The sequence below is a fragment of the Halalkalicoccus sp. CGA53 genome, assembly GCF_036429475.1.
GTDB lineage: Archaea > Halobacteriota > Halobacteria > Halobacteriales > Halalkalicoccaceae > Natronorarus > Natronorarus salvus.
Window position 1 is genome coordinate 1,468,230 of record NZ_CP144125.1, and the last position, 20,674, is coordinate 1,488,903.

Below are 20,674 nucleotides of genomic sequence, written 5' to 3' on the forward strand. Positions count from 1 at the left end.
CGATCGAGAAATCGCTCTACGTCGCGGTGCGTTCGGCGTCGGGGCCGTCGGGTTCGGCCTCCGTACGGTCCTCTCGCCGATCCCGGTCGTCGGCCCGCTGCTCTCGTCGGTTATCGTGTCGCCAACGCTCGTCGGCGTCCCGTTCGGTGTCACCGAGCCGGTGTCCGTCGCGGGCGTCGTCGGTCTCCTCGGACTCCTGTTCGCGTTCTCGGTGGGACGTGCCCATCTGAGCGTATCACGCGGCCCACTACGAGGCGCGCACCACCGCCGTGTGAGGTGGGTGAGGACCGTTTCGGAGGGTCCAGTCCGCGATCGAGCCCACCGAACCGGGCGGCCTGCACACACCGGCCCGGAACCTATCCGGGGCCGGCCCCTCGTCGGGAGTGCATGGAACTACTCAACTCGAACGCCGACGACGAGCCGGAGCAGGCCGAGGACGCCGACGAGACGACAAACGAGAACGAGTCCACCCTGGCGGAGTCAGAGGACGCCTACGACGCGGCCGCCGACCCGATCGCGGTCGCCGCGGGTGCGTCGGTCGCGCTCTCGTGGTTCCTCTTCTACGTGAAGGGCGACAAGGAAGCGGGCATCTTCGTCGGCCTTTGGGCGCCGACGCTGCTGAGTGCCGCGGGCTACTTCGAGCAGCTCTCGATCTCCGAGACGCTCGAGAAGGGCCTCTCGTTCCGCTAGAAGGACAACGCTCGAGCTGGGGACGATTCGATCTTTCCGGTTTCACTCGCCCTTGAGCAGCGCCCGCGTTCGCTCGTTGAGCGCCCCGATCGCGTCCGGGTTCGCCTCGCCCGCCTCGTCGCCCGGTTCCGCGAGGCCCGGCTGTCCGTCCGGGTCGGGTTCGCCCACGAGCACGCTCGCGACCATCCGGGTCTCGTGGAGCGTACAGACGTAGTCGTAAACGCCCTCCGTCTCGAACGTCCGCGAGTACGTCTCACCCCCCTCCAGAAATCCGCTCGTCCAGCCGTTCGCTTCCTCGGGAATCCGGCCCTCGATCGAGGCGGTGTCGTGTTGGTCGCGCGCCTCGCTCTCCCAGGTGACGGTCCCTCCGACCTCGATCCACGCGACGTCCGGGTCGAACCCGCGCGGGGTGTCGTGGGCGATCCGGACGACCTGCTCCGCTGCTGGCTCGTCGTTCGCGACGACCTCAGAGGGATCCGGGTCGTCCTCGGCGCCCGCCCCCTGCTCGGGATCGTCGTCCCCGTCTCCCTCGTCGAGCGCGTCGTCCGCCGACCCGTCGTCCGGTTCGTCGTCGGTCGACGTCTCGCCGTCGGTCGCCGTATCGTCGCCCTCCGGGGTGTCGCCGGACGCAGCGTCGCTCTCACCCTCCCCGTCGTCGCCTCCGCCGAGGTCAGCACAGCCTGCCGTCCCGGCCAGCGCCGTCCCGACCGCCACGAGCCAGGTCCGTCGTCTCATACCGATCCGTTGCGGCGGGCGGACTTCAACCGACTGGCTCGGCTCCCGAACGTACAGGTCCTCCCGTGGGCTACGATAGACGTACGCATGGACGAGGAGAAATACGAGTATGCCGGCGAGGGGATCAGTGTTCGGTACGACGTGAACCGCTGCATCCACGTGCGAGCGTGTGTCGAGGGGCTCCCCGAGGTGTTCGACGCCGACGCCCGACCCTGGATCGACCCCGACGCGGCCGACCTCGATTCCGTGGCGAGAGTCGTGATGGACTGTCCGACCGACGCGCTCGGGTTCGAGCGGGTCGACGGCGGGTCGGGCGAGCCAGTCCCGGAGAGAAACCGGATCGTGGTCGCCTCCGACGGCCCGCTCCACCTCCACGGTGACCTCTCGGTCGAGACGCCGGACGGCGAGACACTCCTCACTGATGCGCGGATCGCACTCTGTCGCTGCGGCTCGTCGGGGAACACGCCGCTCTGTGACGGCAGCCACGACGAGGCGGGGTTCGAGGATCGAGGAACGATCGGGAGCGGGGAACGTGTCACCGACCGGGAGCCGCCGTCGGGGTCGCTCGTCCTCACCCCGGTCCCCGGTGGACCGGTCGAACTGAGCGGGAGCTTCGGGATCAACGGGACCGACGGGGACTCATACAGCGGGACCGAGACGGCGCTCTGTCGCTACGGGGCGTCGGGCGAGAAGCCGTTCTGTGACGGTTCACATCGGGAGGTCGGGTTCACGGGCGAGGACACTGGTGGGCGGAACCGGACGGGCGAGGACCGTGTCTCGTAACCGGTCACCGCACGGCCCGGCCACCCCCGTCGGTACGAACCGGACTCACTCGATCGGGATCTCGGCTCCGCCCTCCCCGCCCCGGATCCGGCGGGTCCCCGTGTGCGGGCGACCCCCGAGCGTGAGGTGTTCGGTCAGTCGGCGACCCTCACGTACGACGTCGACCTCGACGGTTTCGCCGGGGCGGGTCTCGAGGATGAGATACCGCGTCAACTCCTCGTGTGAGCGGACCTCGGTCCCGCCGATCCCGACGATGACGTCGCCGCCGACCGGGACCTCGCGGCCGCGCACGACCGTCGTCGCGTCGCTCCCGACGAGCGCGGCGCTCGAGGGTCCGAGCGGGACGTCGATGACGAGCACGCCGCGGGGTTCGTCGAGCCCGTTCGCCTCGGCGACCGACGGCGAGACGTCGACCGTCCTGACGTTGAGATACGGGTGGTCGTAGCGCCCCTCGGCGACGAGCGTCGGCACGACCCGACTGACGATCGCCGGCGAGATGGCGAAACCGATGTTGTCCCCGGTGCGAGCGCGGTTCACCCCCACCACCTCGCCGTCGAGGGTGACGAGCGGGCCGCCGCTGTTGCCGGGGTTGATCGGCGCGTCGGTCTGTACCGTGTCGGGGATCGCGAAGCCGGTTCCGGTGGGCGTCGAGCGCCCGATCCCGCTCACGATCCCGGTCGTGATCGTCCCGTCGAGGCCCATCGGGTTACCGAGCGCGGCGACGCGGCGGCCCGGACTCGGGATGCTCGTCGCGACCGGGAGTGCTCCTGCGTAGTCGGGCAGGTCCGCGACCGAGACGACGGCCAGATCGGTGTAGGCGTCGCTCCCGACGACGCTGCCGGCTCGCCACTCGCCGCGACTGAAGCGTAGCTCGACCTCCTCGCTCGCCCCGACGACGTGCTGGTTCGTGAGGACGTGTTCCGCGTCGTAGACGAAGCCCGATCCGGCGCCAGCGCGTGCCCCTCGCTCGACGTCTCGGGCCACGTAGACCGAGACGACCGAGGGTACGACGGTTCGATACAGCTCCTCGTAGGTGGTCTCCTCGTTCATTTTCCGGTGATGCCCGAAAGACCCTCGGACCAGCCGCTTTCCCGACCGTCCGGACTCCTCCGGCTACACTAACTCGAGGTAAGGGGCGGCCACGTAAATGTCATCCGGTACCACGGCGCGAGCCCTCGACTCGTCGACGCGATCCGTCTCGCTCACCGGGGTCACTCTTGATACTCTCGCAGTTGGCCAACTGGGGTACGTTCCGACGTCCTTCTCGTAGGGGTGGTGCGGGCGATCGGATAACGCAAACCGATTTTTGCGTCTACGGAAGTGCTTTACCAGAATGTATCGTAGTGTAGATATGAATGTTCGCAGACGTGACCTGCTCACCGCCTGTGCGCTCACTGTCTCCCCGCTCGCCGGCTGTCTCGGCGACGACCCCTCGAACGGGACGGACACGGACGACAGGACACCGGAGCCGTCGGACGGGGCGGACCATCGCACGCCGTCCGAACCGGTCGGTCCCGAGGTGGACGACGAGATCCTCACCGAACTGGTCGCCGGCAACACCCGGTTCGCGTTCGACCTCTTCGAGTGGCTCGTCGCCGAGGAGAGTGGAAACCTCGTCGTTTCGCCGTACAGCATCTCCATCGCGCTCGCGATGACGTACGCGGGTGCTCGCGGCGAGACGGCCGAGGAGATGGTGGAGACGCTTCGGTTCACCCTCGAAGAGGAGACTCACGAGGCGTTCGCCACGCTCGCTCACGAACTGGCCGACCGCGACGAGGAGGGCGAGGACCCCGAGAGCGACGGTGATGACGACGACGAACTGAGCGTCACCCTCCGCGTGGCGAACGCCCTCTGGGGTCAGGAGGGCTATCCGTTCCGTGACGAGTTCCTCGACGAGACCGAGGAGTACTACGGGGCGGGGCTCACCGAGATGGACTTCGAGGGCGACCCCGACGGCACGCGCGAGGAGATCAACGCTTGGGTCGAGGCCCGTACCGAGGAGCTGATCGAGGAGCTTCTCCCCGAGGGCTCGATCGACGCCTCGACGGTGCTCGTCCTCACGAACGCGCTCTACTTCCGCGGCGACTGGGCGACACCGTTCGACGGGGACGAGACCACGGATGGTGAGTTCACGACGCTCGACGGCGATATCGTCGACGTCCCGCTGATGAGTCACTCCGAGACGGTGTCGTTCGAGTACGTCGACCTCGACGGCGCACAGGCGATCGAACTGCCGTACGTCGGCGGCGACCTCGCGATGACCCTGTTAGTCCCCGACGAGGGCGAGTTCGAGGCGTTCGAAGCCGGGTTCACGCCCGATCGACTGGGCGAGATCACGGGGGCGCTCGAACCGACCCCCGGCGATTTGACGATGCCGAATTTCGAACACGGAACCGAGGTGAGTCTCCCCGAGGCGCTCTCGGAGCTCGGGATGCCCTCCGCGTTCGGGAGCGACGCCGACTTCAGTGGGATGGTCGACGGCGGCGGGCTCTGGATCGACGACGTGATCCACGAGAGCGTCGTGGCCGTCGACGAGGAGGGCACCGAAGCAGCTGCCGCGACCGCGGTCGTGATGGAGGAATCGGCTCCACCGGAGCCCGAGTTCGAGTTCGTCGTCGACCGGCCGTTTCTCTACCTGATCCGGGACCGGGTCACGGAAACCGTGCTGTTCGTCGGCCGCGTCGTCGACGCGAGCGAGGCGCAGGGCTGACGCGTCGGCCGTGCTCTCGCTCGCGATCACGGGTCGAACGGTCAGCTACCGGATCGAGTCCATCAGCAGCTTCTGTTCGACGCGTTTCGCCTCGTGCTGGACGTCGCGGACGGCGTCGATGTTCGCGCTGATCGAACTCACGCCCTCGTTCACGAGGAACTCGACCATCTTCGGCTTCGAGCCGGCCTGCCCGCAGATGCTCGTCTTCACGCCGGCCTCCCGACAGCGCTCGATCGTCCTGCCGATCAGCGAGAGCACCGCGGGGTGGAGCTCGTCGAAGCGGTCGGCGACCATCTCGTTGTTCCGGTCGACCGCGAGGGTGTACTGGGTGAGGTCGTTCGTCCCGAAGGAGGCGAAGTCGATGCCCGCGTCGGCCATCCCCTCGACGGAGAGCGCGCTCGCGGGCGTCTCGATCATCACGCCCCAGGTCCGCCGGTTCGGGTCGACGCCTGCCTCTCTCAGCAGCTCCCTGGCCCGGATCACGTCCTCGGCGTCGTTCACGAGCGGGAACATGATCTCGACGTTGTCGTAGCCCATCTCGTAGAGTCGGCGGAACGCCGAGAGCTCGTGGCCGAACACCTCGGGTCGGTCGAGCGACCGACGGATCCCTCTGTACCCGAGCATCGGGTTGTGTTCGTGGGGTTCGTCGTCGCCGCCCTCCATCGACCGGAACTCGTCGGTCGGCGCGTCGAGGGTGCGAACCCGAACGGGACGGGGGTAGAACTCGTCGGCGACGGTCCGAATGCCCTGGACGATCTCGTCGACGTACGCGCGCTCGCCCTCGTCCGCGATGAACTTCGAGGGGGTCTTGCCGAGCGAGAGGATCATGTGCTCGATCCGGAGGAGGCCGACGCCGTCCGCGCCGGTCGCGGCCGCGCGCGCCGCCGCTTCGGGGATCGAAACGTTCACCTTCACTTCCGTCGCGGTCATCGGCTTCACCGGGGTCTCCGGTCTCGCCGCCTCCACCGGATCGGGTGACTCCTCGACCGGCGGTTCCTCGTCCGGGCTGGCTGCCTCGACGCTGCCGCGCTCGCCGTCGAGCCGCACGTACTGGCCGTCTTCGAGCCGCTTCGTCGCGTTCCCGGTTCCGACCACCGCGGGGACGCCGAGTTCGCGCGAGACGATCGAGGCGTGACTCGTCATCCCGCCCTCGTCGGTGACGATACCCGCCGCCCGGCGCATCGCGGGCACCATGTCGGGCGTCGTCATCTCGGTCACGAGAATGTCGCCCTCCTCGACCTTGTCGAGCTGGTCGAGCTTCGCCACGATCTTTACCGTCCCCGATACGACCCCCGGGCTCGCCCCGAGGCCGTGGACGAGTTCGTCCGCATCGCCCTCGTACTCGTCGTAGGCGACCGACTGCCCGCCGTCGCCGTCGGTGATCCCCTTCATTCCGGAGCCGCTCTCGGCGTCGGGCGCCTCCTCGATCCCCCCCGTATCGATCGTCGTGATCGGCCGCGACTGGAGCATGTAGACTTCGCCGTCGACCATCGCCCACTCGACGTCCTGTGGGGTGCCGTAGTGCTCTTCGACGCGCTCGCCGATCTCGACGAGGTCGCGCAGATCGTCGTCGCCGAGCACCCGCTCGTCCTGTTTCCCCTCGGGCACCTCGCGTTCGACCGTCTCGCCGGTCTCCTCGTCGCGCACGCACATCGTCCGCTTCGTCGAGACGGTCACGTCCTCGACCGTTCCGCTCTCGCGGTCGATCACGTAGTTGTCCGGGGAGACGGTGCCGGAGACGACCGCCTCGCCGAGCCCCCACGCCGCCTCGACGATCGAGACGGGATCGCCGCTGGAGGGGTGGCTGGTGAAGAGCACGCCGCTCTTCTCCGCGTCGACCATCCGCTGGACGACGACCGCGATGTTCACGACCTCGGTGTCGAAGCCCTGCTGTTTCCGGTAGTAGATCGCCCGCTGGGTGAACAGTGACGCCCAGCACTCTTTCACTCGTTGGAGGAGGTCCTCGCGGGTGACGTTGAGGAACGTCTCCTGTTGCCCGGCGAAGCTCGCGTCCGGGAGGTCCTCGGCGGTCGCGGAGGACCGAACCGCGACGAACGGTCCGTCGCCGAACTCGTCGTAGGCGGCGAGGATCTCCTCTCCGAGCTCTCCGGGCACCTCCGTCTCGAGGATCAGCGACTGTGCCCGGTCGGCCGCCGCCGAGAGCGCCGGCGACTCCTCGACGTCGACGGCCACGACCTCCTCGAGCTCGTCCGCGATCCCCGCCTCCTCGACGAAGGTTCGATAGGTCCCGGCGGTGACGACGAACGCGGGCGGCACCGGCAGCCCCGCGCCGGCAAGTTCGCCGAGCGACGCGCCCTTCCCGCCCACCGTCTCGAGGTCTCCGGCTCCGATATCCTCCAGCCACAGTAGCGCCATTGTCGTGTGAGTGACCTCACCGAGACCGATGAAAAGGGTTGCGACAGCACTCGCGAGCGGCGCGATCGACCACTCGACGGCGAGTGAATCGAAGGGTTCCCGTCGGGGGTTACGGGAGCGATAACTACGTTCACTCGTAAGGACGGTTGTAGTCCCATCACTCGTCGCCGACGCACCCCCGGGCGACCCGCCGTGAACGGCCCAGCCCGGCCCGGTCCGACCCGTTCCGATTAGGGGGTAGCTATCGTCGGTTAGGCTTCGATGATCCCGGTCCCGTCGGCCTCGGGTTCGGGAACCGAGAGCGTACCGTCGAGCGAGACGACCGCACGCCCGCCGACGCGCACCTCCTCGCCGACGCGCACCCGCACCGTCCCCGGTCGGTCGACGTAGTGGCCCTGCTCGAACCGGAGCACGTCGGGTATCGGCGAGAACGCACCCACGTGAGCGAGGTACCCTCCTACAGCACCGCTCGCCGTTCCGGTGACGGGGTCCTCCGGGATCCCCAGTGAGGGGACGAACGCCCGGCCGTGGAGCGTCGAGTCCGCGTCGAGGGTGTCGAAGGTGAAGGCGTAGAGTCCCACGGTGTCGACGGACTCGCAGAGTCGTTTCACCACGTCCATCTCCGGATCGGCACTGCCGAGCGCCGAGAGGAAGTCCACCGGGACGACGAGGAAGGGGAGGCCGGTCGAGGCACGCGCGATCGGGAGGTCGGAAGCGAGCGTCTCGATCGACTCCGGATCGATCCCGAGCGTCTCCGCGACCGCTTCGGGATCGAGGTCGACCTCCTCGACCACCGGCTCGTCCTGTGTCATCCAGACCGTCCCGTCCTCCTCGACGTCGATGTCGAGCACTCCGACGTTCGTCTCCAGGGTGTGCGTTCCAGGTCCGATCGCTCCGTCCTCCCGGAGCAACGCGTGCGCGGCGACCGTCGCGTGCCCGCAGAGGTCCACCTCGGTCGTCGGCGTGAAGTAGCGGATCCGGCGGTCGGCACCGTCGCTCCTGGTCAGAAAGGCCGTCTCGCTCGCGTTCAGTTCGCGGGCGACCGCCCGGCACTGTTCGTCGGAGAGGCCCGTTGCATCCGGGACGACCCCCGCGACGTTCCCACTGAGCGGTTCGTCCGTGAAGGCGTCGACGAGACAGGCGCGGACCTCGGTCCGATCGGTCATACGCGGAGTGGGACGCTCTCGGACGTAGGTGTTGGGGCTTTCCTCGGCCGCCATCGTCCTCACATGAACCTGGACCAGGGCGACCTCCGCTCGACGTCGCGCAGAACCGAGCGCATCTCCTCGAGATCCGTCCTCTCTACGGCCGAGGGCTGTCCGTCAGATCCCCGTTGCGGACCGCGTCGGTGCTCGACCTCCACGAACGAACGCAGCTCGCCGTCTTCGAGCATCTCGGGGGGAGCGATCGTACCGATCAGGCGCAGGATCGACTCGTTCACTCCCGTCATAGCCCGTCGCATGCGGCGGAGGTCCGCCAGTCGTCGCGTGGTCTCTTCCGGGAGGTCGCCCTCGGAGACGGACGTCTCGGGGTCGACGTCTAGTTCGGTGGGGTCGATGACGATGTGGACGTTCCCCACGTCGTCGAAGTGGATCCGCTCTCTGTGCTCTCGCAGCCGATTGATCCGATCGATGGTGTCGTACAGCTCGAACAGCGAGTGCCGAACGTCGGGCGGAAGCCGAAGGACCATGCCGGAGTGTTTCAGCTGCTCGAACGCGGTCGTGGAGAGCGCGCCGGGAAACGAGACGACGTATCGGATCTCGATCTTCGTTCCCCGGGGGACCTCGATCGGGAGGTCGACCTGCTGTCGGCGCAAGTCGCCCGTGAGGAGGTCCGAGAGCTCTCTCGCCCGTGCGGTGTTCTGCTCGAGCTCAGCCTGGATCGCCCGGAGCGACTGGATCTCCTGCCAGCGGTTCCGCAGATAGAACGTGAGGAGGACGGCGACCAGGGCGGTGACGGCCCCGGCGAGGACGGAAAGGGCCGCACCCGTCTCGACCATACCGTACAGTCGGGACCGGCGTACATAGCCTTCGAGGGGGGTAGCCGGGTCGTCTTCCGGCGGGCAGCAGCTACATGGCGCTCGCACCGCTCTCTCGCGCATGGTCACGGAGCGCTATCGGTTCGAGTGCCGGGACGTCGCGGACTGCGACGTGGTGGTCTACAGCGAGTTCGAGGAGTCGATCTACGAGGCCGCGCGATCCCACCTCGAGGACGTACACGGCCGGGAGGTCACGGACGAGGACCTCGCACCGTACATCGAGGAGCTCTGAGAGCCACGGTCGGTCGCGTCGACGTCGGGGACCCACGGCCGGTTCGCCGTCGTCCTGGGTCCGTACACCACGAGCGTCCGCCGAGGGATCAGGTGTACTGTCGTTCTCTGACCGACCCACGGACCTCCGGAATCGGGTCGAGGTCGGCGTCCGTGTCGCCGAGGACGAACAGCGAGTAGTACCTGAGGTAGCTCTCGGCGGGGACGAGGATGAGCGCGACCGAGACGAGGAAGAGCGCGAGCGCGACCAGGCCGATCAGCACGAGGAGCACCCCACCGATCAGCTCTGCCCCCGCGGCGAACAGCAGGACGAAGACGGCGATCCCCGCGATGCCGAAGGTGAGACCCAGGCCGGTGAGGACGATCGCGACCGCGATCCCGACGAGGATGCTCACGACGATGCCGAGGACGAAGACGGCGACCGCGTAAGCGAGGTACTGTTTCCAGGAGTCGAGGAGCACCGGCCAGAACGCCCGCCAGCCGCCGACGAGCCCCCGGTCGGTGACGAGCATCGTCGGGACGACGAACTCGGTTGTGAAGCTGTCGGTGAGGCTGAGACAGAGCAGGAGGAGTCCGCCGACCAGCGAGAGGAGGACGAGCAGGCTCGGGGGGATACCCTCGGGCGCACCCGTGACCAGCCACAGCCCCAGCACGAAGAGCCCACCGACGATCCCGAGCGCGAGCAGAGCGAGGACGACCCGGAACGCGAGCAACGAGAGCGCCTTTCCGAGGTTCGTCCGGGCGTACTCGAAGAGGCGGACCTCCTCCTTGCGAAGCGACTCGACGAGGACGAACTCCATCGTCGCCGCGACGAACATGAACCCGAGGACGAAGAACGCGAGCACCCCGAGGACGCCGAGGACGAGCGCGAGGTTCGCGAGCAGTAGCTCCGTGAGGACGGCGACCACCTCGCCGACCTCGACGCCCGGGTCGGTGTCGGTCGCGGGCGGCGTCGCGGCGTTCACCCCGCTGAAGCCGTTGCCCGCGCCGACGCCGCCGCCGCCGACGAAGAAGACGACGAACGCGAGCACCAGCCAGCGTCGCAACGAGAACGGCGAGATGAGGAACTCGCGGGTCGCGACGAACGCGTCGTCCAGGTCCTCGATCGCGTACAGCGTCATGGAGCGTGGATACCCGCGCCCTCTGAAAACCGTATCGGCTCACCGGTCCGTACCCGGGACCGAGGCGCAACGGTTTAACACGGAGCCGCCCTGGTTCGGGGTGGTGACCGACACGCGATGAGCGACCTCCCCGAGGAGTTCCGGTGTACGATCACGAACTGGGAGTACATCTACGGCCTCTGCCGGACGGTGAGCACCGACGTCAAACGATCCGAGTTCGAGCCGGACGTGATCGTCGCGCTCGCCCGCGGGGGCTGGTTCGCGGGGCGCTGTCTCTGTGACTTCCTCGGGCTCGACGACCTGACGAGCCTGAAGATGGAACACTACGTCGGTACGGCCGAGAAGTCCGGAGAGCCGACGATCCGCTACCCGATGCCCGAGGGCAGCGTCGAGGGGAAGAGCGTGCTCATCATCGACGATATCGCCGACACGGGTGGCTCGATCGAGCGTGCCGAGGAGTACGTCACGGAGCGCGGTGCGACCGACGTCCGGACAGCGACGCTCCAGCTGCTCGGGACGAGCGAATTCGAGCCCGACTACGTCGGCGAGCGCTTGGAGCAGTGGACGTGGGTCGTCTACCCGTGGAACTTCATCGAGGACATGGTCGACCTGATCTCCGGCGTGATGGGGAAGGCCGACGAGGTGTCGTTCTCGGCGGACGAGATCCGTCACTACCTCGCCGAGTATCACGGGGTGCGGCGGATCGGGATGGAGATCGCCCAGCCGAACCGGTTGAACGAGGTCCTCGTCGAGATGGAGCGCCGGGACGTGATCGAACGGACCGAACGCGCCGAGTGGCGCCTCGTCGACGGTTGAATCCGGCGGACTCGAGCCGACCTCCGCGATCACCCCGGGCCGTTCCGACTCGCCCAGCTCCCGCTCGTACGGATCGGAGTTCGCCCCGGCGTTCGGCCGCTACCAGAACGCCTCGTGGACCGCTCGGCCCTCCTCGTTCAAGACCGGTCCCTCGACCCGGGTGACCCCCTCCAGGATCGTCTCGGCACGGACCGGCGGTTCTCGACCCGTGAACTCCCCGATCTCGGGCCCCGAAACGCTGTACACCACCCGGTCCAGACCGGCGTAGTAGAGCCCGCCCGCGCACATCGGACACGGCTCGGTCGAGGTGTACATCGTCGTCTCCCGTCGAACTCCCTCGTCGAGCTCCGCTCGCGCCCTGTACGCCAGGTGGAGTTCCGGGTGTCTGCGGACGTCGTTTTCGGTGAGTACGCTGTTCTTCGCCTCCATCACCACCTCGCCGTCGTGGACGAGCAGCGAGCCGAACGGCCGGTTGCCCTCCTCGACCGACTCGCGCGCGAGTTCGATCGCCCGTCGGGTGAACCGCTCGTCCTCGGGTGTCGGGTCCATACCCCCGGTTCGCTTCCGGTCCCCAAGTAGCGTCGGATCGGGTGTCTCACCGATCCACCGGTACGATCGATCCGCTCGACCGCTTCGAGGACGCTCTCGCCGGTCCTCGAGTCGACGATGCCCGATCCCGTCGGGAACGAGTCCGATAGCACCTCTCGGACCGAACCCACACGGTTTAGGTGTCCCTCACCCCACGCACCGGTATGATCGGCTTCATCGGCGGGAGCGGGATCTACGAGGCGCTCGCCCTCATCGACACGCGAGAAGCGGAGATCGAGACGCCCTACGGCGAACCGAGCGCGCCGGTGACGATCGGCGAACTCGAGGGGACGGGTAAAGAGATCGCGTTCGTCCCTCGACACGGCCGGAACCACGAGTACTCGCCGACGATGCTGCCCTACCGGGCGAACGTCTACGCGCTGAAGTCACTCGGCGTCACGCACGTCGTCGCGAGCAACGCTGTCGGCAGCCTGCGAGAGGACCTGCCGCCGCAGACGCTCGTCGTACCTGATCAAGCGGTCGACCGGACCCGTCACCGCCCTTTTACCTTCTTCGACGAGGGGATGGTCGTCCACATGCCGTTCACCGAGCCGTACTGTCCGGACCTCTCGGCACATCTCGTGGAGTCCGCGGAGGAGGCGAGCGACGCCGAGGTCGTCTCCGGGGGTACGTACGTCTGTATCGAGGGCCCACAGTTCTCGACGCGCGCAGAGAGCGAGTTCTACCGCGGGCAGGGCTGGGACGTCATCGGGATGACGACGATCCCCGAGGCGAAACTCGCCCGCGAGGCCGAGATGTGTTACGCGACGCTCACCGGTGTCACCGACTTCGACGTCTGGAAGGAAGACAGTCAGGTAACGCTCGAAGAGGTGCTCGAGAACGCCGCGGCGAACGAGGAGGCGATCAAGGAGACCGTCGACCGTGCGGTCCGGACGCTCGACGAGTCGGAGTGTTCGTGTCGGAACGCTCTCGAGGGGACGATCAACACGCCTTCGGAGGCGATTCCCGACGAGGTCAGAGAGCGCGTCGACCTGCTCGCCGGCGAGTACCTCGACGGGGAGCGGTGACGGAACCCAGTGTCGGTCCGACGAGACTGTCGACCGATACCGCAGACCACGGTAACTGTTAATTTCTACCACGACGTACGGGTGAGTAGCGCCCCGTGTGATCGACGTGGGTAGACGTGAGGTGTAGGTATCGGCGCTACGACTGGAGGGGACGATGGTATCACCGACCACTAGAGGGAACCGAATCGTTCGTCGGCTCGGCCGGCGTCACACGGTCGAAAGCGGTCTCGGGGGGTGGCGTCGATGAACTACGAGTTAGCGTACGCGGTGGGCTTTCACCCGTGGGAGACCGCGATAGAGAACGAGGAGTTCATCGAGACGATCACCCGGCTGTTCGAGGAGGAAGAAGGGCGGGACCCACCCTACGGACGCGCACTCGACATCGGTACCGGGAGCGGGATCTGGGGTGTCGAACTGGCGAAGCGGGGCTGGCAGGTCACGGGTATCGACACCGTCGAGAAGGCGCTCCGTCGTGCTCGGGACAGGGTCGAGGAGGCCGGTGTCGAGATGGACCTCGTCCACGGCGACGTGACGGAGCTCCGGGCTGCCGGGATCGACCCCGGATACCGACTGGTGCTCGATACGGGCACCTACCACGGTCTGAACCGCGACCAGCGCGAGGCGATGGGGCGGGAGGTCGACACAGTCGCCACCCCCGATGCGACCGTGCTCCTGCTCGCGTGGAAGCCGAAGCGTCGGGGGCCGCTACCGCGAGGTGCGACCCGAGCCGAACTCGAGACGGTGTTTCCCGGCTGGACCGTCACCGATCTGGGCCGCTCCGAGTTCACGGCGCCCAAACCGGTCGAGGTGCTGGCGAAACCCAACGAGCACTGGTACCGGCTTCGCCGCGAATGACGTGTGGGCCGCCGACCACCGTTCTGACGCACGAACTGTACTCATCAGCGAACCGCGCGACGGCTCCGAAACGCGTCGTGGGGGGTACCGGTCCGCGTCGCACTCGGGCCACCCACTGCGTCGCGTTCCAGGCCGTGATCGACCGCTGATACGGACTGCTGTAATTCGTCTCCGGCGAGGTCGCGATCGGTCCGCGATCGCACCGGTAAACAGTCACAGCAGTCCGTATGAGGAGGGATCGGTGCCGGGCGTGAGAGAACGGTCTATCGACGGGTAGCGGTTCGCTGCCGGCGGCGGTGAACCCGTCGGCTCACTTCCCGCGGACGTAGCTGAGCGCCGAGACGTACTCCTCCGGGTCGACCCGCCCGTCGGTCTCGGTCAGGCGCTCTCGGATCTTCGTCGGCGTCATGGCGGCCAGAACTACGCACTCTGTGCTAATAAGTGTCGTGGTGGTGTCTGTCACGGTCCGGGTACGGGGATCGACTCGGCGTCCTCCTCGAACGCCGACGCCTCCTGTACCCAGAGGTCGCCGAAGAGGTCGTCCTGTTCGAGGCGCACCGTGCCGCGGTGGGCGAGAAACAGCACCGCGAGGAAGGACTCGACCCGGGTGGGGCCGACGCCGTCGATCTCGCGGAAGAGCACCTCCGGCCGACCGGACTCGTACTGCGTGTGGAGGTGCTCCGCGACCACCGCTATCACCTCCTCGATCTCCTCGCCGTGGGCGGTGCCGATCACGTCCTCCTCTCTGGGTTCGTCGTCCAGCCGAAAGTCGTCGCCGGAGTGGTAGTCGAGCGTCTGGGTGCCTCGCTGGAAGCCCTTCGGCGAGCCACTGGTGTCGTACTCGCGGGACTCCTTCCACCACGAGCCGCGCTCGGCGTCCCGGAGCTCCCTGACCAGCTGATCGAGCGTCCGGGGCGAGCCCCGGGCGTGTTTCCGGTCGAGCCGGCGCTCCATCTCCCGCTCGAGCCCCGCGATCGGGTCCTCGAACGGCCCCTCGGGCTCCATCGCCGGCCACTCCTCTTCGACGAACGCCTCCTCCTCGTCGGGTTCGTCTTCGAGCACGAGTTCGTCGCTCTTCATCCGGAGGAGGACGCTCGCGTAGAACAGCGCACGACCGGAGGTCCGCAGATCCGCCGAATCGAGCTTCGCGAGGAAGGCGTCGGTCACCTCCACGATGTCGATGTCCCAGGGCTCGATCTCGCCCTCCTTCGCGAGCTGTACCAGTAACTCGACCGGTTCGACCTCCTCCTCCTCGGGGCCGCCACCGGGCGTGATCGCCTCAGTCATCGGCCACCGCCGTCTCCGCGCCGAGGCTGATCCCGGTGACGACGCTCACGTTCTCGGCCTGCATCGTCACGCCGATCGCCCGTTCCGAACGCTCGAGCATCGCCGAGCGATGCGAGACGACGACGAACTGTGCGGTGTCGGCGAGCTCGTCGACCAGCTCGCCGACCCGTTCGGCGTTCGCCGCGTCGAGGAAGGCGTCGACCTCGTCGAGCGCGTAGAACGGCGCCGGGTTGTATCGTTGAATGGCGAAGATGAACGCCAGCGCGGTGAGCGACTTCTCCCCGCCGGACATCGCCTCGAGGCGTTGGACCGGCTTGTCGTGTGGCTGGGCACGCATCGTCAGTCCGCCCTCGAACGGCTCCTCCTCGTCCTCTAAGTGCAGCGTCCCGGTCCCCGCCGAGAGCCGCCCGAAGATGTCCTCGAACTCCTCGTTGATCCCCTCGTAGGCGTTCATGAACGTCTCGCGTTTCTGCGCCTCGTAGGAGTCGATCCGGTCCCGGATCTCCCGGCGTTCGTCCTCGAGCACCGCCCGGCGCTCCTCTAGAGTCTCGAGATCGTCCTCGACGCGGTCGTACTCCTCGATCGCGAGCATGTTCACCGGCTCCAGCGCCTCCATCTCGCCCTCGAGTCGGGTGATCTCCTCCCTGACCGCCTCGTGGTTCGGGATCTCCTCGGGGTCGTACTCCCCGACCTCGGCCTCGAGCCCCTCGATCTCCCCGTCGAGTCGGTCGGCGGACGATCGGAGCCCCTCGAGCGCGCTCTCGACCGACGAGACGGACTCGCGGATCTCGTCGCGCTTCTCGGTCGCGGTCTTGAGACTCTCGCGCATCGCCTCGCGGTCCTCCTTCAGCTCGACCAGCTCCTCTTCGAGCTCTTCGATCGCCCCCCGTTTCCCCTCTAGGTCCTCCTCTCGCTCCTCGATCTCCGCCTCGAACCCCTCGATACGCTCGCGCTGTCGCTCCGCGACCTCCTCGGCCGCCTCGATCGTCTCGCGCTGGTCGGTGATGGCGTTCTCGGCGTACTCCTTCTCCAGGGCGAGCTCGTTGAGCCGGCCGTCGAGGTCGGCGATCCGGTCGTTCAGATCGTCGATCTCCCCCTGGATCTCCTCGCGTCTCGCGGTCAGTTCCGGGATCGCGGAGTCCGCGAGCTCCTCCTCTAGCTCCTCGATCTCGGCCTCGATCCCCGCGATCCGCTCGTCGGCCTCGGCGATCTCCGCGGAGAGCTCGCCCATCCGATCGTCGACCGACTCGCGCTCGTCGGCCATCTCCGAGAGTTCGGCTTCGAGCCGCTCGATCCGGGCTTCTATCTCCTCTCGCTCCCGCTCCGCGCTCTCGACCTCGCGGTCGATCTCCCTGAGCTGGTCGGTCGCGTCCGACTTCCGATCGCGGGCGGCGTCGAGCCGCTCCTCGACGGCGCGGAGCTCCTCTCGGACCGAGTCGCGCTCTTCCTGTAGCCGGACGATCTCGCTCGCGACGCGCTCGAGCTTCCCCTCTCCCGACGCGGAAAAGGAGTACCGGGAACCCGACCGGCTCCCGCCGGTCATCGCGCCGCTGCGTTCGATCAGCTCCCCCGAGAGCGTCACCATCCGGAACTCGCCCATCAGGTCGCGGGCGGTCTCGATGTCCCGGACGACGAGTGTGCTCCCCAGGACGTACGAGAACACCTCCCTGTACCTGGAGTCGAACTCCACGAGGTCGAACGCGAAGTCGATCACGCCGTCGTGGCTCGGCAGCGAGGGCAGCGACCGCGACTGCATCTTCGAGATCGGGAGGAAGGTAGCTCGGCCCGCGTTGCGCGCCTTCAGGTGCTCGATACAGCGCTGGCCGACCCCGTCGTCGTCGACGACGACGTTCGCCATCCGTCCGCCGGCAGCGGTCTCGCACGCCGTGGCGTACTCGTTGGAGACGCTCCCGAGCGTGGCGACCGGCCCGTGGACGCCCTCGATCCCGCTGTTCCCGATCGTCGTCACCGCCCGTCCGAACGAGCTGTCGCCGCTCTCGCCCGCGCTCGCCTCCAGCTCGGCGTACTCCGCCTGCTTGCCCTGGAGCTCGTCGTCGAGCTCGTCGAGTTCGGACTGTCTCTCCCGGCGTTCGGCCTTCAGGTCCTCGACGACCCCCTCGATCCCCTCTACGTTCTCCGCCGCCCGCTCCCGTTCGTCCTCGACGTCGGAGATCCGGGCGTCGATCTCGGGAAGCTCCTCCGCTAACTCCTCGATCTCGCGTTCGGTCTCGGTCACCGCGTTCGATCGCCTGCGCGCCTCGTCCAGCAGGCGGTCCTGTTCGCGCTGGAGGTCGTTCTTCTCGTCCTTCGCCCCCTCGAGTGCGGCCTTCCGATCCGCGAGGTCGGCTTTCACCTCGTCGTACTCGGTGTCGACGGCGTCGATCTCCGCGTCGACCTCCTCCCGATCGGCGACGAGCTGCTGGCGCTCGCCCGCCGCAGAGACCTTCTCCAGTTTCGTCTCCTTGATCTCGGCGTCGAGCTCCTCGATCGTCTCCTGTTTCCGGTCGAGCTCGACGAACGCTCCCCGACGCTCGCGTTCTGCCTCCGTGATCCGCTCTTCGGCCCCCTCGATCCGGTCCTCGAGTCGGCCGATCTCGCCTTTCACCTCCTCGATCTCGCGCTTGATCCGCAGCTGCTCGTCCTCGCCCTTCGACTCGATCTCGGCGTTTAAGTCCTCCAGGTCCTCTTCGAGCCGTTTCACACGACCGTGGCGCTGGTCGTACTCGCGGCGGAGCTCCGCGAGGCGTTCCTCTCGCTCCTTGATCTCGGTCTCCGTCTCCGCGAGCTCCCTGCGTTTCTCCTCCAGCTCCGCGGCCTTCAGGTAGCCCTCGTACTCGGTCTTCTCCTCTCGTAATCCCTGATACCGGAGCGCGGTCTCTCGCTCGTCCTCGAGCTGCGCTAACCGGTCGGTCTTCTCCTCGATCCGCAGGTCGGCCTCGTCGATGCGTTCCGCGACGACGTCGAGCTCCTCGAAGGCGGACTCCTTCTTCGCGTCGAACTCCGCGACGCCCGCGATCTCGTCGATGATCTCCCGACGCTCTCCCGGCGTCATCGAGATGATGCCGGTGACGTCGCCCTGCATCACGACGTTGTACCCCTCCGGGGTGACGCCGGCCTGGGCCAGCAGGTCCTGGATGTTCGAGAGGTTCACCGACCGGTCGTTCAGGTAGTAGTAGGAGTAGTAGTTCTCCTCGGTCTCCTTCACACGGCGCCTGATGCGGATCTCCGAGACGTCGCCGATCTTCTCCGTGCCGGCGGCCGAGACGACCTGCTCTCTCGCGAGTGTTCCGTCCGTGTTGTCGAGGGCGACCTCGACGATCGCCTCGCGGGCGCCGGCCTCGGCCTCGCCGTCGGCGTGGCCGGGGTTGTAGATCAGGTCGGTGAGCTTCTCCGCGCGGATCCCACGGGTCCGGGTGAGCCCGAGCGCGAACAGCACCGCGTCGATGATGTTCGACTTCCCGGAGCCGTTCGGCCCGCTGACCGTCGTGAAATCCTCGTAGAAAGGGATTCGGGTGCGTCGTCCGAAGCTCTTGAAGTCGTCGAGGACGATCTCTTTGATGTGCATCGGTGGCCTCTCGGTGCGCGCCTACGCGACGATGATATCGTCGCTCGGTGCGCTCTCCGCGCTCTCGTCGTCTTCTGCCTCTCGCCCGTCGGCCTTAGCGCCGTCGACTTCCGCCGAGCGTCTCGCCGCCCGTCGCTCGGCCGCCCGGCGTTTCTCGGCGCCGGCCACGTCGACGTGTGACTCGAGCACTCTGATACGTTCGTTCGCCTCGACGAGCTCCTCGGTGAGGCCGCGAATCGTCGCCTCGAGCGCGGAGACGCGCGATTCGAGGTCCTCGACTCGGTTCTTCGCCATACCTCCCAACGGTCGTTCCACGCGTATAAACCTGTGTCAGACACCGGTACATGAAGTGTCACGAACAGGTCCGGCGGGCGTCCCGGTCGGCCCGGATCCGGAACGGTGTTAACATGTTCACGCCCGCTTTCTTGGTGAACCGCTGTCTACCCTCTACCCGTGACAGATAGATCGACCGCAGGAGACCGGAGATGACGGGGGGATCGAGCCCGGACGGGCTGAACCGACGCGACGCGCTGCGGGTGTTCGGCGGCTCGGCGCTGGCGCTTGCGCTCGCGGGCTGTGCCGAACTCCTCGGCGGCGACGACGACGTCGGGGACGCAGAGGAGGGCGACGTCCCGGACGAGCCGATCGAGGCGGGCCTCCAGACGTTCCGCGAGGGCGCGCCGGCGGTCCTCGGCGTGCAGGCCGAGTACGGCGCGGAGACCGCCGTCGGACGCATCAACGACAACGGCGGCGTCGCCGGTCGCGAGATCGAACTCGACGTCGTCGAGGAGGGCGACGAGCACTTGGAGAACTACCAGCAGTTCGTCGACGAGGGCAAGGACGTCACGTTCGGGCCGATCTCGAGCGGCGGTCACGAGGCGATGGTACCCGAGATCGACGATCGGGGCGTGATCAACGTCGCGACCGACGGGACGGTGACGACGCTCTACGAGGAGGACTTCCCGGACACGACCTACTCGTTCCGGTTCCAGAACCACGACGTGATGGAGGCGCTCGCGGCGGCGGTCGAGGCCGTCGAGATCCTCGGTGCCGACGAGATCGACACCTACGCGGGGATCAACCCGAACTACGCCTTCGGTCAGGACGAGATGGAGATCTTCAGCCTCGGCATCCAACAGCTCGCCGACGCCGAGGAGGTCTACAGTGGCTTCCCCGACCTCGGCGCCGACGACATGTCCACCCACGTCACCAACGTCAACAGCGAGGAGCCCGACGTCGTCTTCACCAGCTGCTGGGGCGGCGACGCGACGCTGTTGCTCCAGCAGGCACAGGCGAGCGACATGCTCGAGAACACCGAACTCGTCGTCGGGCCGGTGCTCTACGGCTCGGCGAACGACTACGAGGAGGGCGACCTCGAGGGGCCGATTCACGGCGGCTCGCGGAACTTCTACTGGGACCAGCCGGCCACCGACCAGTGGACGCCAGCCGCCGACCTCTTCGACGAGGTGCGCGAGGAGTACGACGTGATCCCGACCGCCCACTTCATGAGCGGCTACGGCGCGGTGACCGCGTGGGCGACGGCCGCGGACAAGGCCGTCAGGATCCTCGGTCGCTGGCCAGAGCAGGACGAACTCGCGGCGATGCTTGAGGAACACGGGTTTTTCACCCCCGCCGGCTACCACACGATGGCGACCGACCACCAGGGCTACTCGAACGCCCACTTCGGCGAACTCGCCTGGTCGGACGAGCTCGACGCGGCGGTCCTAGAGGACGTCAACGTCTACGCGCCGGAGGAGGTCTCGCCGCCGCCGGGAACGACCTCCCGCGACTGGATCGAGGGCTGGTGAATCTGCCCGAGACCATGACCGGAGACCACCGCGGCGGCGACCG

At 67.6% G+C, this 20,674-nt stretch carries 19 protein-coding genes; 8 read left to right on the forward strand and 11 right to left on the reverse strand.

From position 1 onward, the window contains the following. Nucleotides 1-16: 16 nt before the first annotated feature. Nucleotides 17-226, reverse strand: a complete 210-nt coding sequence (locus tag V2L32_RS08955; protein ID WP_331236148.1) for a hypothetical protein — start codon at nucleotides 224-226, stop codon at nucleotides 17-19. A gap of 161 nt (nucleotides 227-387) precedes the next feature. Here V2L32_RS08955 and V2L32_RS08960 point away from each other — a divergent pair, with 161 nt between their 5' ends. After that, nucleotides 388-690 carry a hypothetical protein gene (locus V2L32_RS08960; protein ID WP_331236149.1) on the forward strand — a complete coding sequence of 101 codons (303 nt, stop codon included), beginning with the start codon at nucleotides 388-390 and terminating at the stop codon, nucleotides 688-690. A gap of 42 nt (nucleotides 691-732) precedes the next feature. Here the strand turns inward: V2L32_RS08960 and V2L32_RS08965 are convergent, their stop codons facing one another. Beyond that, nucleotides 733-1,425, reverse strand: a complete 693-nt coding sequence (locus V2L32_RS08965; RefSeq protein WP_331236150.1) for a cupredoxin domain-containing protein — start codon at nucleotides 1,423-1,425, stop codon at nucleotides 733-735. An 87-nt stretch (nucleotides 1,426-1,512) separates the two neighbouring features. On the opposite strand from V2L32_RS08965, the gene V2L32_RS08970 reads away from it, so the two are divergent. Beyond that, nucleotides 1,513-2,208, forward strand: coding sequence for a CDGSH iron-sulfur domain-containing protein (locus tag V2L32_RS08970; RefSeq protein ID WP_331236151.1), 696 nt, complete (start codon nucleotides 1,513-1,515; stop codon nucleotides 2,206-2,208). A gap of 45 nt (nucleotides 2,209-2,253) precedes the next feature. Here the strand turns inward: V2L32_RS08970 and V2L32_RS08975 are convergent, their stop codons facing one another. After that, nucleotides 2,254-3,258, reverse strand: a complete 1,005-nt coding sequence (locus V2L32_RS08975) for a S1C family serine protease (RefSeq protein ID WP_331236152.1) — start codon at nucleotides 3,256-3,258, stop codon at nucleotides 2,254-2,256. Nucleotides 3,259-3,559: 301 nt separating this feature from the next. Here V2L32_RS08975 and V2L32_RS08980 point away from each other — a divergent pair, with 301 nt between their 5' ends. Next, nucleotides 3,560-4,918, forward strand: coding sequence for a serpin family protein (locus V2L32_RS08980; RefSeq protein WP_331236153.1), 1,359 nt, complete (start codon nucleotides 3,560-3,562; stop codon nucleotides 4,916-4,918). Between the two features lie 45 nt (nucleotides 4,919-4,963). Here V2L32_RS08980 and ppsA read toward each other — a convergent pair whose 3' ends face one another. From ppsA to V2L32_RS08995, 3 genes are all read right to left on the reverse strand, one after another. Beyond that, nucleotides 4,964-7,294 (reverse strand): phosphoenolpyruvate synthase, encoded by a 2,331-nt coding sequence (gene ppsA, locus V2L32_RS08985; protein ID WP_331236154.1) that lies wholly within the window; start codon nucleotides 7,292-7,294, stop codon nucleotides 4,964-4,966. Between the two features lie 251 nt (nucleotides 7,295-7,545). After that, nucleotides 7,546-8,460, reverse strand: a complete 915-nt coding sequence (locus tag V2L32_RS08990) for a PhzF family phenazine biosynthesis protein (protein WP_331236155.1) — start codon at nucleotides 8,458-8,460, stop codon at nucleotides 7,546-7,548. Between the two features lie 59 nt (nucleotides 8,461-8,519). Then, nucleotides 8,520-9,293, reverse strand: coding sequence for a hypothetical protein (locus V2L32_RS08995; RefSeq protein WP_331236156.1), 774 nt, complete (start codon nucleotides 9,291-9,293; stop codon nucleotides 8,520-8,522). A gap of 100 nt (nucleotides 9,294-9,393) precedes the next feature. Here V2L32_RS08995 and V2L32_RS09000 point away from each other — a divergent pair, with 100 nt between their 5' ends. Next, nucleotides 9,394-9,564: a DUF1059 domain-containing protein gene (locus tag V2L32_RS09000; RefSeq protein ID WP_331236157.1), complete on the forward strand. Its 171-nt coding sequence runs from the start codon at nucleotides 9,394-9,396 to the stop codon at nucleotides 9,562-9,564. An 88-nt stretch (nucleotides 9,565-9,652) separates the two neighbouring features. Here V2L32_RS09000 and V2L32_RS09005 read toward each other — a convergent pair whose 3' ends face one another. Then, nucleotides 9,653-10,684 (reverse strand): DUF7544 domain-containing protein, encoded by a 1,032-nt coding sequence (locus tag V2L32_RS09005; RefSeq protein WP_331236158.1) that lies wholly within the window; start codon nucleotides 10,682-10,684, stop codon nucleotides 9,653-9,655. Nucleotides 10,685-10,801: 117 nt separating this feature from the next. Here V2L32_RS09005 and V2L32_RS09010 point away from each other — a divergent pair, with 117 nt between their 5' ends. Beyond that, nucleotides 10,802-11,500: a phosphoribosyltransferase gene (locus V2L32_RS09010; RefSeq protein WP_331236159.1), complete on the forward strand. Its 699-nt coding sequence runs from the start codon at nucleotides 10,802-10,804 to the stop codon at nucleotides 11,498-11,500. Nucleotides 11,501-11,599: 99 nt separating this feature from the next. Here V2L32_RS09010 and V2L32_RS09015 read toward each other — a convergent pair whose 3' ends face one another. Further along, nucleotides 11,600-12,049, reverse strand: a complete 450-nt coding sequence (locus V2L32_RS09015) for a nucleoside deaminase (protein WP_331236160.1) — start codon at nucleotides 12,047-12,049, stop codon at nucleotides 11,600-11,602. A 203-nt stretch (nucleotides 12,050-12,252) separates the two neighbouring features. Between V2L32_RS09015 and mtnP the strand changes: the two genes are divergently transcribed. Then, the gene (gene mtnP / locus V2L32_RS09020; RefSeq protein ID WP_331236161.1) at nucleotides 12,253-13,116 is read left to right on the forward strand and encodes an S-methyl-5'-thioadenosine phosphorylase; all 864 of its coding nucleotides are present in this window, start codon (nucleotides 12,253-12,255) and stop codon (nucleotides 13,114-13,116) included. Nucleotides 13,117-13,359: 243 nt separating this feature from the next. Continuing rightward, the gene (locus V2L32_RS09025) at nucleotides 13,360-13,971 is read left to right on the forward strand and encodes a class I SAM-dependent methyltransferase (RefSeq protein ID WP_331236162.1); all 612 of its coding nucleotides are present in this window, start codon (nucleotides 13,360-13,362) and stop codon (nucleotides 13,969-13,971) included. A 459-nt stretch (nucleotides 13,972-14,430) separates the two neighbouring features. Here the strand turns inward: V2L32_RS09025 and V2L32_RS09030 are convergent, their stop codons facing one another. From V2L32_RS09030 to V2L32_RS09040, 3 genes are read right to left on the reverse strand one after another with little or no spacing between them, the layout of a single operon-like run. Continuing rightward, nucleotides 14,431-15,258 carry a segregation/condensation protein A gene (locus V2L32_RS09030; protein ID WP_331236163.1) on the reverse strand — a complete coding sequence of 276 codons (828 nt, stop codon included), beginning with the start codon at nucleotides 15,256-15,258 and terminating at the stop codon, nucleotides 14,431-14,433. After that, a complete protein-coding gene (smc, locus tag V2L32_RS09035; RefSeq protein ID WP_331236164.1) occupies nucleotides 15,251-18,823 on the reverse strand; it encodes a chromosome segregation protein SMC in 3,573 nt (1,190 codons plus the stop codon). Before smc ends, V2L32_RS09030 begins: the two co-directional genes overlap by 8 nt. Nucleotides 18,824-18,844: 21 nt before the next feature. Continuing rightward, on the reverse strand, nucleotides 18,845-19,117 hold the full coding sequence (locus V2L32_RS09040) for a DUF7518 family protein (RefSeq protein ID WP_331236165.1): 273 nt from the start codon (nucleotides 19,115-19,117) through the stop codon (nucleotides 18,845-18,847). 191 nt (nucleotides 19,118-19,308) lie between these two features. Here V2L32_RS09040 and V2L32_RS09045 point away from each other — a divergent pair, with 191 nt between their 5' ends. Further along, nucleotides 19,309-20,631 (forward strand): ABC transporter substrate-binding protein, encoded by a 1,323-nt coding sequence (locus tag V2L32_RS09045; protein WP_331236166.1) that lies wholly within the window; start codon nucleotides 19,309-19,311, stop codon nucleotides 20,629-20,631. Nucleotides 20,632-20,674: the final 43 nt, after the last annotated feature.